This window comes from Pseudomonas sp. GW821-FHT02H06 (genome assembly GCF_059421525.1).
Genome location: NZ_JBWKVD010000001.1, coordinates 597715 through 614255 on the forward strand (window position 1 = coordinate 597715; position 16541 = coordinate 614255).

Genomic DNA, 16541 nt, shown 5'->3' on the forward strand with positions numbered 1-16541 from the left:
AGGCGTTCGAACACCTGAAAGGTTTTCTTCGCAGGCCCATCGCCTGCACCCGAGCAAAAGCACCGAAACCTGTTAGCCCGCCAGACGAGCACCCTCAGGGGCATAAGCCGTCTGTGCCTGAGACGCCGTCACGGTGGCGAAGGTTTGAAAGTCCAGGCTCGCCACCAGCATTTCGGTCAGCAGTTCGGAAAACAGGTTCAGTTCAGGCGCGGCAAACCAGTCGTTCATCGCGGAAGGATCGGCCCACGTACCGGTGATAACCCAGAGGTCTTCGTCGGTCAAAGACTTCTGCAGCGCGAAGTGCAGACAACCCGCAGCAGCGGCCGACGGGCTGATCAGACTGCTCAAACGGGCACCCAGTTGGGCACTGCGTCCAGCACGGGCGCGAACGGAAACCCAATGGCTCACAACTGAAGTATTTAGCATGCTCTGCGCTCCTGCTTTTTTGCGTGCGTGTCTTTTGCGTGCGTGCCGCGCGCCGGGATCGGGAATCCATGAAACGAGCCGCGACGGGAAGTGAAGGTTATGGGCAGGCGCGCGACCTGCGGTAGCCAATTACTGCCCGGTTATTGCCTGATTCTGCGCTGACAGGTTCATCGTTACGTCGGGGCTCGCCGCTCCGCCGCGTGATGCCCATGGACTTTCAAGCAACGATCCCAAGCGAACAGGGCACGTTCATGGCAACGCAACACAGCGGTAACAGAATCAGGCAAGCATCCGGCAGGATTCGCCTAACGCTTGCGCTTGCCCAAAAATAAGCTGTGCTGCATCAATGCTCTGTCAGAGGAATTCCCCATGTCGCTATCCGCTCTTGCGCCGTCCGCCCCGGATGCTCGACCTGTTGCCGAGCTGAGCGCGCAGATGACGCAACAGCGCGCCGAACTGGCGGAGCTGATCCGCCGTCATGCGCCCGCCGATGGCAGTTTCCAGACGGTGATCAAGCCGCTGTTCATGGTTCGCCACGATCATCCGTCGCAATCGGTGCCGGGGCTGGTACAACCGGCGCTGTGCATCATGGCCCAAGGCCGCAAGGACGTGACGCTGGGCGGCGAGTTGTACACCTACGACCCGCTCAATTACCTGGTGCTGTCGGTGGCGTTGCCTATCAGCGGCAAGGTGATTTACGCGACGCCGGAAGAGCCGCATCTGGCCCTGCGCCTGGAAATCGATCCGGTGGAAATCAACGCATTGATCGCCGAGGCCGGTCCGATGAGCGTACCGACGCGTCACAGCGGGCGCGGCATGTACGTCGAGCGGATCGATTCACAGCTGCTCGATGCCGTCATCCGGCTGATCCGCCTGCTGGACACGCCGAAAGACATTCCCATGCTCGCGCCGCTGATCAATCGGGAGATCCTTTACCGGCTTCTGCGTGGGAGCGAAGGGCACCGGCTGTATGAAATCGCCATCTCCAACTGCCAGACCCATCGCGTCACCCAGGCGATCAAGTGGCTCAACGACCATTTCCAGGAGCCGCTGAGGATTGAGGATCTGGCGAAGGAGGTAAACCTGAGCGTTTCGACGCTGCACCACCGTTTCAAGTCCGTCACCGCCATGAGCCCGCTGCAATACCAGAAGCAACTGCGTCTGCAGGAGGCCCGGCGCTTGATGCTGGCGGACGGCCTCGAAGCGTCGGCCGCCGGTTACCGGGTCGGCTACGAAAGCGCTTCGCAGTTCAGCCGCGAATACAGTCGCCTGTTCGGTGCGCCACCGTTACGCGACCTGGCGCGGCTGCGCAGTACGGTTTGAAGCGCGCCGCTCGGACAACGCAAAACGTCAGTCGAGGCTGCTCATCCAGCGCTGCTGATCGATCTCGATCAACGTCGGGCCGTCACGCTGACTGGCTGAGCTCAGTGCCGCCTTCAGTTGCTCAACACGGCCGACCGCCTCCGCGGCGCATCCCAGGGCTTTGGCAACACCGACAAAATCAGGCGTGAAAATGTCGACGCCGATGGGCTCGATGGCGCGGTTGACCATGTACTTCTTGATCTCTTCGTAGCCCTGGTTATTCCACAGCAGCACGACGATGGGCGTACGCGCTTCCACCGCACTCGCCAGCTCGGACAGGGTGAATTGCAGACCGCCGTCGCCAATCAGGCACACCACCGGGTTGGATTCTCCGGCGTCGCGGCTGCCCAGCCATGCGCCCACTGCAGCGGGCAATGCGTAGCCAAGGGTTCCGTAACCGGTTGATGAATTGAACCAGCGACGGGGCTTGTCGAGGTCCAGGGTCAGGTTGCCCGTGTAGACAGGCTGGGTCGAGTCGCCCACGATCACGGCTTCCGGCAGCACGTCGAGCACCGTCTGCAAAAACAGCGTCTGCCCACGGGTCGCATCGTCCCAGCCCGCCTCAAGACTTGCCTTCAGCGCCGCAACCCGCGCGGTGCCCCACTCCTCGCGGCGTGGCATCAGCACTTCGCTCGCCAGCGCATCGACCAAGGCCTCGGCGGCGTATTGAGCGTCAGACACCAACGCGACCGTCGGCGCGAAATGACGCACAGTCTGATCGGGATCGATGTCGATGCGCAGTAACGCGCCTGGAATCTTGAAGTGGCCCTGGAAGGTGATGTCGTAGTCGGTCTCGGCCAGTTCAGTGCCGATGGCCAGCACCACGTCGGCACTCTCAATGACCTCACGGGTGGCATCGAGGGATTGCGTCGAGCCAATCAGCAGCGGGTGAGCGCTCGGCAGCATGCCTTTGGCGTTGATGGTCAGCGCGACCGGCGCGCCGAGCCGTTCGGCCAGACGCGTCAACGCCGGGGCGGCGTGAATGGCGCCGCCTCCCGCCAAAATCAGCGGCCGTTGGGCGGTGGCAAGCAGATTCGCCATTTGCCGGATTGCCGCAGGCGCCGGCCCCGCGCGACTCACCGATACCGGTTGGCAGTGCAGCAGGGCATCGGCATTTTCCACCAGCACGTCCAGCGGGATTTCGATGTGCACCGGACGCGGCCGCGCCGTTTGGAACACCGCGAACGCCCGGGCCAGCACCGACGGCAGCTCGGCCGCTGACATCAGCGTGTGGGAGAACGCCGCGACGCCCGCGACCAGCACATTCTGGGACGGCAGCTCATGCAGCTTGCCGCGACCGCCGCCCAACTGACTGCGCGACTGCACGCTGGAAATCACCAGCATCGGGATCGAGTCCCCATAGGCCTGGCCCATCGCCGTGGTGATGTTGGTCATGCCGGGGCCGGTGATGATGAAGCACACGCCCGGCTTGCCTCGCGTGCGCGCATAACCGTCGGCCATGAAGCCTGCGCCCTGCTCATGGCGCGGGGTGATGTGGGTAATCGACGAACCCGCAAGCCCTCGGTAAAGCTCGACCGTGTGCACGCCCGGAATCCCGAACACCCGCTCCACCCCGTAGCCTTCGAGCAACCTGACCAGCACTTCCCCGCACGTCGCCATGTGTCTGCCCCTTTCGTATGCCTTTCCCAACGCCACCCGCAATCTGCCAGGCTCGATAGGCGACCATTGAAGCTGCAGGGCCGTATCGACCACAACGCAAAAAATGTCATGCTTAGCCATGTCCTCAGCTCATGGCTCGTCCCCCCGATGAAACGCCTCCCGCCCCTGCCCGCTTTGCACACGTTCCTGATCACGGCGAAGTGCTGCAATTTCACCCGGGCCGCGGAGGTGCTGCATATCACTCAGGGTGCCGTCAGCCGGCAGATCTCCGGGCTGGAAACGCACCTGGGCTACCGCCTGTTCTATCGCGAGGCCCGAGGCTTGAGCCTGACCGCCCAGGGCCGCGAACTGCTGCCGCGCATCGAACAGGTGTTCAGCCTGATCGAAGAAGCGGTGGATCAGGTCGGTGCCAAGCCAAAGGCGCTGCGGATCAAGGCGCCCACCTGCATCAGCCGCTGGTTGTTGCCGCGCCTGATGCAGTGGCAGAAAGAGCGGCCTGACGTGCCGGTGCAACTGACCACGACCAGCGCCCACACGGTGGATTTTCGGCGGGAAGAGTTCGACGCCGCCGTTGTGTTCGGCGCCCATCCGGGTGATTCCACTTACGTACGGCACCTCTTCGACGAACAACTGACACCCGTGTGCTCAGCGTCGCTGCTGGCGAGCAATCCCCTCTTCCGTCTCGCCGATCTGGAACAGCACATGCTCCTGCACCCCACCCTCGATGAGCGTGACTGGACGCTCTGGCTGAAGGCCGCCGGGGCCAAGCTGATCAATGTCGCGCAAGGCCAGCACTTCGACACGATGGACCTGGCGATGACCGTCGCATCACAAGGCTCGGGTGTAGCGATCGGCGACTGGTCGCTAATCGGTGAAGACCTGAACGCAGGGCGCCTGGTCATGCCGTTCGAGCTGAAAGTCCGGAGCGGCGCGGCGTATTACTTCGTGCACCCCAAGCGCGCCGAGGCGCCTTCCCCGCTTCAGGACCTGCTGGAATGGCTGTCGCTGCAATCGGCTGAACGGCACACCGGTTGAGGGGCAATGCCGGCTCTTCCCCAACGGCCCGGCTGATACAAACATTCAATCCCCATCGCCCGACCCACTCTCCAATAGCGACCTACACTCAGAGTGTCCGCTCTGAAACAGATGTCCTACCGGATCGAGGCAAATGTCATGAGAACCACAATAAAAAGACAGTGCGTTTATGTTGTCGCCGTTGCCGCTGTATTGAGCCTGTACGGCGCAGGTGCCTACCGAATCGAACAAATGCGGCAGACGCCCCGCATGGCGGTGGTCTGCACAATGGGGCATTGCATGCCCACTGATGCAACGTTCAGCGCCCTTCGTTGACGGCAAAGGCTGGTCCGCGTAATGCGGGTCAACGAACTGCGAAAATCCCCACAGCCTGCTATCGATTAGCAAGCTAACGGACTAGACTTGGCACAAATTCCTGCGGGTGTTCAGCGGGTTAATCTGCCAGTCGAGTCCCTTCTGTGACGAGTCTTAATCAACCCCGTCCGGACATCCGCAGCATTCTGTTCGCGCTGATGATGGCCGTGTTTCTCAGTGCGCTGGATCAGACCATTGTTGCGGTCTCGATGCCGGCCATCTCCGCCCAGTTTCAGGATTTCGACCTGCTTGCCTGGGTGATCTCCGCCTACATGGTTGCGCTCACCGTGGCCGTGCCGATTTACGGCAAGCTGGGGGATTTGTATGGCCGGCGTCGCTTGATGCTGTTCGGGCTGGCGACCTTTACCCTCGCCTCACTGTTCTGCGCCATGGCCCAGAGCATGGAACAACTGGTACTGGCGCGTGTGCTGCAGGGCATCGGCGCCGGGGGCATGGTCTCCGTGAGCCAGGCGATCATCGGCGACATCGTCCCTCCCCGAGAGCGTGGCCGCTATCAGGGTTACTTCAGCGGGATGTACGCAGCGGCCAGCGTCGCGGGCCCTGTGCTCGGCGGCTTCATGACCGAGTACCTGTCGTGGCGCTGGGTGTTCATTATCAATCTGCCGCTGGGGATGGCGGCCTGGTGGGTGGCGCGCAAGACGCTGGTCGGCCTGCCGATTCCCCAGCGCAAACCGGTGATTGACTACCTGGGCACGGTGCTGATGATCATCGGCCTCACGGCCTTGTTGCTGGGCATCACCGAAATCGGTCAGGGCCACAGTTGGCGTGACCAGTCAGTGGTCATGCAGTTGTCGGTGGCGCTGCTCGCGCTGGTGATTTTTGTGCTGTATGAACGGCGCACCCGCGAACCTCTGCTGCCCATGCACCTGTTCGCCAATCGCAGCGCGGTGCTCTGCTGGTGCACGATTTTCTTCACCAGCTTTCAGGCCATCTCGCTGATCGTGCTGCTGCCGCTGCGCTTTCAGACCGTCACGGGCGCAGGGGCCGACAGCGCGGCGTTGCACCTGATGCCGCTGGCTATCGGCATGCCCCTGGGCGCTTACTTCGGCGGCCGACGCACCTCGCTGACGGGCCGCTACAAACCGATCATCCTCACCGGCGCGGCATTAATGCCGCTGGCAATCCTCGGCATTGCCTTCACGCCGCCGCAGTCGGCCATTCTGACGAGCATCTTCATGGTCCTCACCGGCATCGCCAGCGGCATGCAGTTTCCGACCTCGCTGGTGGGCACGCAGAACTCGGTAGACGTCAAAGACATGGGTGTGGCGACCAGCACGACCAACCTGTTTCGCTCCCTCGGCGGCGCAGTCGGCGTGGCAACGATGTCGGCGCTGCTGCTGGCGATGCTTGCCGGCTCCGGCATTGCCCAGGTCGGCGGCAGTTCAATTGCGGGTGAAGGCTCTGGCAATTTGCTGATGGACAGCCTGCACGCCGCCAGCGGCCCGGCCCTTGAACTGCTGCGCGGACAGCTGTCGATGACCTTTCAGCACCTGTTGATGGGCAGCGCGGCGGTGTCGCTGCTGGGACTGTCCGCCGCGCTGGCGATGCCCAATAACCTGCTGCGCGGGCGGGACGACAAGGACCGGTAAACGAACCGGTCAGGGTGATCAGCCGCTGTAGTAACCCACCGCCACCATGAACTCACCGACCTTGCGCGCGTAGGCGTGCTTGTGTTCGATCTTGCTGGTGACCGGATTGCGCCAGCGGTATTCGTATTCACCTTCGGGCTGCTGCTTGACCAGCTCGAGCATCGGAATGCCGACCGGCTTGCCTTCCGGATCCTTGACCTTGCTGAAGTCGGTATTCACCAGCCGCAAGTTGGTGCCGTGGGCCACATAGCGTTTGGTATCGATGTTCACCACGAAGACGTACAGATCGTCCTGCAGAAATCCGCCCTTGAGGTCGTTGATCGCGCGGAGTGTGCCGTCCTTGTCCTGTTCCAGCGCTTTGGACGCCTTGTCGAGCAACGCCCTCGCCTGCTCGGGCGAAGCGCGGGGCAAGTAATAACCGACCGCCAAAACCCGATCGCCGATGCGTTGGAAATACACACGCTTGCGCTCAACCTTACCGTCGCGCCAGTTTTGCCAGCGATATTCGGCCTGCTGAACGCCGGCGCTTTCCGGCGTCTGCAGCACCTGCTTGAAGTTTTTTTGCAGCTCCGGATCGAGCACTGACGATACGTCGCGGCCGATCAACGCCACTGATGGCCCGCCACTGGCAAGCATGATCCCCTTGGTATCGGTGACGAAGACATAACGCTCGCCATCGACGAACTCGCCCTGACGGCTGAACTCGGCCAGCGCCTTATCCCCCTGGACGCGGTAACGGGCCACGGCTTTTTCCAGCAGCGCCTTGGCCGCTGCTGCTTCTTGCGCTTCATCCCCAGCGGCCCAGCCTTGCCCGATGCACAGGGCGGCGAGCGCACCCATCAGGAGTTTTCTGCCTACGTTTTTTGACACGACTGCCATCGCCCCGCCCCCACTCTTATTGGTTATGGGGCAAGCGTAGACGGGGGATTGCAATAGGGCAGCATTCGGCACTTCAATGGGTATCAGAGACTGGATGGTCGCCGAATCACCGGGCGCGCTGAGTAAAGCGAAGGTAAACCGCCTGTTCAGCGAAGGTCAGGCGCGGTATAGATAGAGGCCAAACGCCATTTAGTTCGACGAAATATCGCGTAACGCCGGGCTGAAGCGGAGCATGTCGAGGATGCCGTCGACCAGTCGCTCCGCATCGTCCTGCAGCGAAAAGCTCTCGGGCACCAGCAGCCACTGACCGATGATGCCGTGCACATAGGCATGCAGGCAGATCGCGGCGCGTTGGGGATTCAGGTCAGCGGGGAGCTGGCCTTGTCGAGAAGCATTACCGAGCGCCAGCGCAATTCGCTCGTTGGCGTCAAGCCAGACAAACTGACGCTGTTGCCGCATGTCACACATTTCGTCGGTAAATTCGAATTTATGAAACAGAATTTCATTGATGCGGCGGGTTTTAGGGTCGCTGGCAATTTGTTGAAACAAATGAGTGAGAAGCTTGCGCGTCCACCCCAGCGGATCAATTTCATCTTCGCTTTCGCTCGCCCTCGCCATTTCTTCGAGGGGCTCGTGCAGACTGTCGAGCATGGCCTGGACCAGATCGGCCTTATTGCTGAAATGCCAATAGATCGCGCCGCGGGTCACGCCAGCCAGGGCCGCAATGTCGGCGAGCGTCGTGCGGGAGACCCCTCGATCGTAGAAAGCCTGCTCGGCAGCTTCGAGGATCTGCTTGCGCGTTTCCTGAGCCTCTTCTTTCGTGCGTCGAACCATGGCAGTAAAAACCTCAATGAAAATGCCTCAGGCGCTCTGGTCGAGTGGCCTGCACAGCACGTCGGGCGGCCTTTGTGATGCCTTGTCCCGGACCTACAATCGATGCCCTCGGTGCGTTGGAGTGTCGCACTCGCGGGTGTTTACAAACAACCGTGAATGTAAGTATATTCATTAGCATCCTACTTATCTAGCTGGAATACTTTTCCTGCCCCCTTTCCACTTCCCATGAGTTCAGGCTCCTGACCCGAGGATCTTCATGCAATTCAAGCCAGCTGTTACCGTACTGGTCACTGCCGTCGCCCTGGCATCGCTGCTCTCCGGATGCAGCAAGAAGGAAGAAGCGGCCGCAGCACCACCGCCCCCTCAGGTCGGCGTCGTCACTCTGAAAACCCAGGCCTACACCCTGACGTCTGAACTTCCCGGCCGGACCACCGCGTTCCGTATCGCCGAAGTGCGTCCTCAGGTGAACGGCATCATCCTCAAACGCCTGTTCACCGAAGGTGCAGACGTCAAAGCCGGTCAGCAGCTCTACCAGATCGACCCGGCGATTTACCAGGCCACCCTGGACAGCGCCAAAGCCACCTACGAATCCTCAAACTCCCTCGCTGGCCGCTATAAGCAGCTGATCAACGAGCAAGCCGTCAGCCGTCAGGAATACGACACGGCGGTGGGTTCGGCTCGCGAAGCGAAGGCGGCGGTGCAGACCGCAGAGATCAACCTGCGCTACACCAAGGTCTACGCGCCGATCTCCGGCCGTATTGGTCGCTCGCTGGTGACAGAAGGCGCGCTGGTCAGCAATGGTCAGGCCGATGCGATGGCCACCATTCAGCAGCTCGACCCGATCTACGTCGACGTGATCCAGTCCTCGGCCGAAATGCTCAAGCTGCGTCGCGATCTGGAAAGCGGCAGGCTGCAGAAAGCCGGCGACAACGCCGCCAAGGTCAAGCTGGTACTCGAAGACGGCAGTCTCTACCCGATCGAAGGCAAGCTTGAGTTCTCCGAAGTGTCGGTCGACCAGACCACCGGTTCCGTGACCCTGCGCGCCGTGTTCCAGAACCCGGACCACACGCTGCTGCCAGGCATGTTCGTGCATGCACGACTGCAATCGGGCGTGGCCGAGAACGCGATTCTGGTTCCACAGCAAGGCATCACCCGTGACCTGAAAGGCACACCGACCGCACTGGTGGTGAACGCCGATAATAAGGTCGAGTCCCGCACGCTGGTTGCCAACCGCACCATCGGCAGCGACTGGCTGGTTGAGAAGGGCCTGAGCGCAGGTGATCGCGTGATTACCGAAGGGCTGCAATACGTCAAGCCAGGTGCTGAAGTGAAAGTGGCCGAAGCCACCAACGTCAATGCAGCTAACCCGGCCCCTGCCCCGGCAACTGATAAAGCCGCAGGCAGCAAAGGGGAGTAATTCATGTCGAAATTTTTTATCGACCGGCCGATTTTCGCGTGGGTAATTGCCCTCGTGATCATGCTGGTGGGGACGCTTTCGATCCTCAAGCTACCGATCAACCAATACCCGGCCATTGCGCCGCCGGCCATCGCGATCGCCGTGACCTACCCGGGCGCCAACGCGCAAACCGTGCAGGACACCGTGGTTCAGGTGATCGAGCAGCAGCTCAACGGCATCGACAACCTGCGGTATGTGTCGTCGGAAAGTAACTCCGACGGCAGCATGACCATCACCGCGACGTTCAACCAGGGTACCAACCCGGACATCGCTCAGGTTCAGGTGCAGAACAAGCTCAACCTGGCCACCCCGCTGCTGCCGCAAGAAGTGCAGCAACAGGGTATCCGCGTGACCAAGGCGGTGAAGAACTTCCTGATGGTCGTCGGTCTGGTGTCCGAAGACGGCAGCATGGGCAAGGAGGACTTGTCCAACTACATCGTCTCGAACATGCAGGACCCGATCTCCCGTACCTCCGGTGTGGGTGACTTCCAGGTCTTCGGTGCCCAGTACGCCATGCGTATCTGGCTCGATCCGGCCAAGCTGAACAACTTTCAGCTGACCCCGGTAGACGTCAAGACGGCCATCACTGCCCAGAACGTTCAGGTGTCTTCCGGCCAGATCGGCGGTCTGCCTGCGCTCAAGGGTCAGCAGCTGAATGCCACGATCATCGGTAAAACCCGTCTGCAGACCGCCGAGCAGTTCGGCAACATTCTGCTTAAGGTCAATCAGGATGGTTCGCAGGTTCGCCTCAAAGACGTCGGCAAAGTCGGTCTGGGTGGCGAGAACTACAGCATTGACGCGCAGTTCAACGGCAAGCCGGCTTCGGGTCTTGCGATCAAGCTGGCGACCGGCGCCAACGCGCTGGACACCGCCAAGGCGATTCGCGCCACCATTTCGCAGCTGGAGCCGTTCTTTCCGCCTGGCATGAAAGTGGTTTACCCGTACGACACCACGCCAGTGGTTCAGGAATCCATCACCGGTGTGGTTCACACCCTGGGTGAAGCGATCATCCTGGTGTTCCTGGTGATGTACCTGTTCCTGCAGAACTTCCGCGCCACCATCATCACCACGATGACCGTACCGGTGGTATTGCTCGGTACGTTCGGGATCCTCGCTGCCGCCGGTTTCACCATCAACACGCTGACCATGTTCGGGGTGATCCTTGCCATCGGCCTGCTGGTGGACGATGCCATCGTCGTGGTGGAAAACGTCGAGCGGGTGATGGCGGAGGACAAACTTTCGCCGCGGGACGCCACGATCAAATCCATGGAGCAGATCCAGGGCGCGCTGGTCGGTATCGCACTCGTATTGTGTGCGGTTCTGTTGCCAATGGCGTTCTTCGGCGGCTCCACGGGTGTGATCTACCGGCAGTTCTCGATCACCATCGTGTCGGCGATGGCGCTTTCGGTCCTGGTCGCGCTGATCTTCACTCCAGCGTTGTGCTCCACTCTGCTCAAGCCGATCGATCACGAGAAGCACGGGCAGCCGAAACGTGGATTCTTTGGCTGGTTCAACCGCACCTTCGACCGCAGCGTAGTCAGCTATGAGCGCGGCGTCGGCAACATGCTCAAGCACAAGATTCCGGCCTTCATCGTTTACGCGCTGATCGTCTGCGGCACCATCTGGATGTTCACCCGCATTCCGAGCGCGTTCCTGCCGGAAGAAGACCAGGGCGTCATCTTTGCCCAGGTGCAGACACCACCGGGCTCCTCGGCGGAACGTACGCAGACCGTCATCGACAACATGCGCAAGTACCTGCTGGAAGAGGAATCCGGCGCGGTCAACTCGGTGTTCACCGTTAACGGCTTCAACTTTGCCGGTCGCGGTCAGAGCTCCGGTCTGGCGTTCATCATGCTGAAACCGTGGGGCGATCGTGATGCCTCCAACAGCGTCTTCGAACTGGCCAAACGGGCGCAGCAGCACTTCTTTGGCTTCCGCGACGCAATGACCTTTGCGGTCGTACCGCCTGCGGTACTGGAACTGGGTAACGCCACCGGTTTCGACGTGTACTTGCAGGATCAGGGCGGCGTGGGTCACGCCAAGCTGATGGAAGCGCGTAACCAGCTGTTGGGCATGGCGGCACAGAGCAAGATTCTGGCGGGCGTGCGTCCGAACGGTCTTAACGATGAGCCGCAATACCAACTGGTTATCGATGACGAGCGTGCGCAGGCCCTGGGCCTGAGCCTGTCGGACATCAACACCACGCTGTCCATCGCCATGGGTGGCAACTACGTCAACGACTTCATCGACCGCGGTCGGGTCAAGAAGGTGTACGTGCAGGGCGATGCCAGTGCGCGGATGAAGCCGGAAGACTTGAAGAAGTGGTACGTGCGCAACACCGCTGGCGAGATGGTGCCGTTTGCCTCGTTCGCCACCGGCGAGTGGGTGTTCGGTTCGCCGAAGCTGTCCCGTTACAACGGTGTACCGGCCGAGGAAGTACTGGGTACTCCGGCGCCGGGTTACAGCACCGGTGAGGCGATGGCCGAGGTCGAGCAATTGGCGAAGAAGTTGCCGGCCGGCGTGGGTCTTTCCTGGACGGGTCTGTCCTATGAAGAGCGTCTGTCCGGTTCTCAGGCGCCCGCGCTGTACGCACTGTCCATTCTGATCGTGTTCCTGTGTCTGGCGGCGCTGTATGAAAGCTGGTCGATTCCGATCGCGGTGTTGCTGGTCATCCCGCTTGGGGTTATCGGTGCGCTGATCGCGACGAGCCTGCGCGGCCTTTCCAACGACGTGTTCTTCCAGGTAGGTCTCTTGGTGACGGTGGGTCTGGCGGCGAAAAACGCCATTCTGATCGTCGAGTTCGCCAAGGAGCTGCATGAGCAGGGCAAGGGCATCGTCGATGCAACTATCGAAGCCTGCCGGATGCGTCTGCGGCCCATCGTAATGACGTCCATGGCGTTCATCCTCGGTGTGGTCCCGCTGGCGATTTCCTCGGGCGCCGGTGCCGGTAGCCAGCATTCGATCGGTACAGGCGTAATCGGCGGTATGATCACCGCGGTTATTCTGGCGATCTTCTGGGTACCGTTGTTCTTCGTTTCGATATCCTCGATGTTCAAAGGCAAACAGAAACACACTCCACACGATGAGGCTGGCCAATGAGCAAGTCCCTGATCTCGCTAGCGGTCACCGCGTTCATTCTCGGCGGCTGCTCGTTGATCCCCGAATACAAGCAGCCCGCCGCACCGGTGCCGGCTCAGTTCCCGCAAGGTCCGGCCTATTCGCCGGCCCAGGCGGCGAATCAGGCGGCGGCCGAGCAAGGCTGGCGTCAGTTTTTCCATGACCCGGCGCTGCAGCAACTGATTCAGACGTCGCTGCAGAACAACCGTGACCTGCGCGTCGCCGCGCTGAACATCGACGCTTACCGCGCGCAGTACCGCATTCAACGTGCGGATCTGTTCCCGGCCGTGGCAGCATCGGGCACCGGCACGCGCCAGCGCGTGCCGGGCGACCTGTCGCAAACGGGCGAGTCCGGTATCACCAGTCAGTATTCGGTGGGTCTGGGCATCAGTTCCTATGAACTGGATCTGTTCGGCCGGGTGCGCAGCCTCAGTGAGCAGGCGCTGCAGACTTACTTCGCCGGTGAAGAAGGCCGTCGCAGCACGCAGATCAGTCTGGTCGCCAACGTCGCCAACGCCTATCTGACCTGGGAAGCGGACAAAGAGCTGTTGAAGCTGACCCAGGACACGTTGGGCGCCTTCGAAGAAAGCTTGCGTCTGACCTCTCGCAGCAGCGAAGTGGGTGTGGCCTCGGCGCTGGATCTGGCGCAGTCGCGCACCTCCGTCGAGAGCGCCCGCGTCAAGCTGGCCCAGTATCAGCGGCTGGTAGCCCAAGACGAGAACAATCTGGTGCTGCTGTTGGGCACCAGTCTGCCGGCCAACCTGCCCGCCTCGAAACCGTTGAGCGCTGACATGCTCAATGAAATGCCAGCGGGTCTGCCGTCGGAATTGCTGCAGCGTCGTCCGGACATTCTTCAGGCCGAATACAGCCTGAAAGCCGCCAACGCCAACATCGGCGCGGCACGTGCCGCGTTCTTCCCGAGCATCAGCCTCACGGCCAGTGCCGGTACGGCAAGCGGCGATCTGAGCGGTCTGTTCAAAGGCGGTTCGGGGACGTGGCTGTTCGAGCCGACGATCAATCTGCCGATCTTCAACGCGGGCAGTCTGCGCGCAAGCCTCGACTACTCGAAGATCCAGAAAGACATTGGCGTCGCCAACTACGAGAAGGCGATTCAGACGGCGTTTCAGGAAGTCTCCGACGGTCTGGCTGCACGCAAGACCTACACCGATCAACTCAAGGCGCAGACCGACTTCGTCAACGCCAACCAGGACTACTATCGTCTGGCCGAGCGACGCTATCGCATCGGGATCGACAGCAACCTGACCTTCCTCGACGCCCAGCGCCAGTTGTTCACCGCGCAACAGTCGTTGATCACCGATCGCCTGTCCCAGCTCAACAGCGAGGTCAATCTGTACCGCGCGCTGGGTGGCGGCTGGTACGAACAGACCCCGACCGGCGAGCGTCAGCCCACCGCGGGCGATGTGCCATCTACCCGCTTGTTCTGATACAACGTGCATGAAAAAACCCACCGATTGGTGGGTTTTTTTTGACCGTTTTCCAGGCTGTTTCAAGCAAAGACCACAGCGGTTACGCCAGCAAAAACTCCGTCACGCGCAGGGCGAAGACTTCACCCAGCTCGACGCTGGACAGGTGCGCGGCGTAATAGTCGGAGAGTTCGCTGCCGTGGATGTGGTTCTGCAGATAATGCCCGTCCGCCACGGTGGCGACGGCGTCATGGCTGCCGCAGATGATCAGCGTGGGCACGGTGATCGAACTGACTTGCTTGCGTAGATCGGCATCCCGAACGGCCGCGCAGCAGGCGGCGTAACCCAGCGGAGAAGTCGCCGCCAGCATGTCGGTGACGGGCGTGACCTTGTCGGCGTGCTGGCTGGCAAAGTCAGGGGTGAACCAACGCCCAACCGCGCCGGCGCCCATTTCCTTCATGGCCCGCTCACCGCCCTTCTCCACCTGGGCGATGCGCGGCGCCCACGTTTCCGTGTCGCCGATCTTCGCGGCGGTGTTGCACAGCACCAGCTTGTGCAGCCGATTGTTGGCATGAATGCCCAGCCACTGACCGATCAGGCCACCCATGGACAATCCGCAGAAATGCGCGCGGTCGATTTTCAACGCATCAAGCAGCGCCAGCACGTCTCGTCCCAGCTGCGAGAGGGTGTAAGGCCCTTGGGTGACGAGGGACTGACCGTGGCCGCGGGTGTCGTAACGCACGACGCGGAATGACTTGCTCAGCGCCGGAATCTGCGCGTCCCACATGTGCAGGTCGGTGCCCAGCGAGTTGGACAGCACCAGCACCGGCGCATCCACCGGGCCATCAATTTGATAATGCAGTTCACCGTCTTCGAGTTGTACGAACGCCATGGCAGTCGCTCCGTGAAACACGTGGAATGAGTGTGATCAATATGGACAGCACGCGCCCTGCAAGGACGCGCGCTCCAAGATCCGGGATCAGTGGTCTTCGTGCAGGTAAGCCGGCTTCTTCGGCAGGCGCAGGCTGAACAGGAAAGCAATCGCCATCATCGCGGTGACGTACCAGTAGAAGGTGTTTTCCATGCCCATGTTCTTCAGGCCCAGCGCCACGTATTCAGCGGAGCCACCGAAAATAGCGTTGGCCACGGCATAGGCCAGACCGACGCCCAGCGCACGAACCTGCACCGGAAACATCTCGGCTTTCACCAGACCGCTGATCGAGGTGTAGAAACTGACGATGGCCAATGCCAGGGTGATCAGCACGAACGCGATGACCGGGCTGGTAGTGGTTTTCAACGTCAGCAGCAGCGGCACTGTGCACAGGGTGCCCAGCCCGCCGAACCACAGCATCGAGGCGCGGCGACCGATCTTGTCAGCGAGCATCCCGAACACCGGCTGCATGCACATGTACAGGAACAGCGCACCGGTCATGATGTAGCTCGCGACCTTGGCATCCATGTGCACGGTGTTGACCAGGTATTTCTGCATGTACGTGGTGAATGTGTAGAAAATCAGCGAGCCGCCGGCGGTGTAGCCCAGCACGGTGATGAACGCCGCTTTGTGATCGCGGAACAGCGCAGACATGCTGCCCGCGTCCTTGTTCTGACGCACTTCGGCGGTGGTGGTCTCTTTCAGCGACCGGCGCAGCACCAGCGAGATCACCGCCGCGACCGCACCGACCACGAACGGGATGCGCCAGCCGTAGGCTTTGAGCTCATCGGCACTGAGAAACTGCTGCAGGATGACCACGGTCAGCACGGCCAACAGCTGGCCGCCAATCAGCGTCACGTACTGAAATGAAGCGAAAAACCCGCGCTGCCCCCGCAACGCGACTTCGCTCATGTACGTGGCTGTGGTGCCGTACTCACCACCCACCGACAGGCCCTGGAACAGGCGCGCCATCAACAACAGAAACGGCGCCCAGGCACCGATCGACGCGTAGGTTGGCAGACAGGCAATGACCAGCGAGCCGGCGCACATCATCAGCACGGAAATCATCATCGAGTTTTTGCGGCCGTGCTTGTCGGCCACGCGACCGAACAGCCAGCCGCCGATGGGACGCATAAGAAAGCCTGCGGCGAAGACGCCGGCGGTGTTGAGCAACTGAACGGTCGGGTCATCGGAAGGAAAGAATGCAGGCGCGAAATAGATGGCGCAGAAGGCGTAGACGTAGAAGTCGAACCATTCGACGAGGTTGCCCGATGAGGCCCCCACAATTGCGAAGATCCGCTTGCGCCGCTCTTCTCCGGTGTAGTGAGTCGTTGTCATTATTATCTCCCCAGGTGTTAGTAAGGTCAGCCAGTCTAAGACATAACCTGCAACATTTAGACTTAAGCAGTAACGTTTCGACATCACAAGGACAACCACCCAAGTCAGCAAGTTGCCCCTTTCGCGGAGGCAACCGATGACTCGGGTGGCTGAGT

The 16541-nt window shown here is 61.2% G+C and carries 12 protein-coding genes; 6 read left to right on the forward strand and 6 right to left on the reverse strand.

Going from position 1 to position 16541, the window contains the following annotated elements:
• Positions 1-72 precede the first annotated feature (72 nt).
• Entirely contained in the window at positions 73-426 is a 354-nt protein-coding gene (locus tag AC07VF_RS02800; protein WP_346627100.1) for an antibiotic biosynthesis monooxygenase family protein, read from the reverse strand.
• 369 nt (positions 427-795) lie between these two features.
• Between AC07VF_RS02800 and AC07VF_RS02805 the strand changes: the two genes are divergently transcribed.
• Entirely contained in the window at positions 796-1749 is a 954-nt protein-coding gene (locus AC07VF_RS02805; RefSeq protein ID WP_442969426.1) for an AraC family transcriptional regulator, read from the forward strand.
• 27 nt (positions 1750-1776) lie between these two features.
• On the opposite strand, the gene AC07VF_RS02810 is transcribed toward AC07VF_RS02805, so the two are convergent.
• Positions 1777-3408: a 5-guanidino-2-oxopentanoate decarboxylase gene (locus tag AC07VF_RS02810; RefSeq protein WP_495008643.1), complete on the reverse strand. Its 1632-nt coding sequence runs from the start codon at positions 3406-3408 to the stop codon at positions 1777-1779.
• Between the two features lie 147 nt (positions 3409-3555).
• Here AC07VF_RS02810 and AC07VF_RS02815 point away from each other — a divergent pair, with 147 nt between their 5' ends.
• The gene (locus AC07VF_RS02815) at positions 3556-4443 is read left to right on the forward strand and encodes a LysR substrate-binding domain-containing protein (RefSeq protein WP_495008642.1); all 888 of its coding nucleotides are present in this window, start codon (positions 3556-3558) and stop codon (positions 4441-4443) included.
• 458 nt (positions 4444-4901) lie between these two features.
• Positions 4902-6407: an MDR family MFS transporter gene (locus AC07VF_RS02820; protein ID WP_495008641.1), complete on the forward strand. Its 1506-nt coding sequence runs from the start codon at positions 4902-4904 to the stop codon at positions 6405-6407.
• An 18-nt stretch (positions 6408-6425) separates the two neighbouring features.
• Here the strand turns inward: AC07VF_RS02820 and AC07VF_RS02825 are convergent, their stop codons facing one another.
• Positions 6426-7247, reverse strand: coding sequence for a cache domain-containing protein (locus AC07VF_RS02825; RefSeq protein WP_192171686.1), 822 nt, complete (start codon positions 7245-7247; stop codon positions 6426-6428).
• Between the two features lie 228 nt (positions 7248-7475).
• Entirely contained in the window at positions 7476-8120 is a 645-nt protein-coding gene (locus AC07VF_RS02830; protein ID WP_192171687.1) for a TetR family transcriptional regulator, read from the reverse strand.
• A 256-nt stretch (positions 8121-8376) separates the two neighbouring features.
• Between AC07VF_RS02830 and AC07VF_RS02835 the strand changes: the two genes are divergently transcribed.
• The 3 genes from AC07VF_RS02835 to AC07VF_RS02845 are packed head-to-tail and all read left to right on the forward strand — an operon-like array spanning position 8377 to position 14138.
• The gene (locus tag AC07VF_RS02835) at positions 8377-9537 is read left to right on the forward strand and encodes an efflux RND transporter periplasmic adaptor subunit (protein WP_192171688.1); all 1161 of its coding nucleotides are present in this window, start codon (positions 8377-8379) and stop codon (positions 9535-9537) included.
• Positions 9538-9540: 3 nt separating this feature from the next.
• Positions 9541-12675 carry an efflux RND transporter permease subunit gene (locus AC07VF_RS02840; protein ID WP_192171689.1) on the forward strand — a complete coding sequence of 1045 codons (3135 nt, stop codon included), beginning with the start codon at positions 9541-9543 and terminating at the stop codon, positions 12673-12675.
• On the forward strand, positions 12672-14138 hold the full coding sequence (locus AC07VF_RS02845; protein ID WP_282366050.1) for an AdeC/AdeK/OprM family multidrug efflux complex outer membrane factor: 1467 nt from the start codon (positions 12672-12674) through the stop codon (positions 14136-14138). Before AC07VF_RS02840 ends, AC07VF_RS02845 begins: the two co-directional genes overlap by 4 nt.
• An 82-nt stretch (positions 14139-14220) precedes the next feature.
• Here the strand turns inward: AC07VF_RS02845 and pcaD are convergent, their stop codons facing one another.
• Together pcaD and AC07VF_RS02855 are read right to left on the reverse strand one after the other, a co-directional pair.
• Positions 14221-15009 (reverse strand): 3-oxoadipate enol-lactonase, encoded by a 789-nt coding sequence (gene pcaD, locus AC07VF_RS02850; RefSeq protein WP_495008640.1) that lies wholly within the window; start codon positions 15007-15009, stop codon positions 14221-14223.
• Between the two features lie 87 nt (positions 15010-15096).
• Complete coding sequence (locus tag AC07VF_RS02855; RefSeq protein WP_282366046.1) at positions 15097-16386, reverse strand: MFS family transporter; 1290 nt, start codon at positions 16384-16386, stop codon at positions 15097-15099.
• Positions 16387-16541 lie beyond the last annotated feature (155 nt).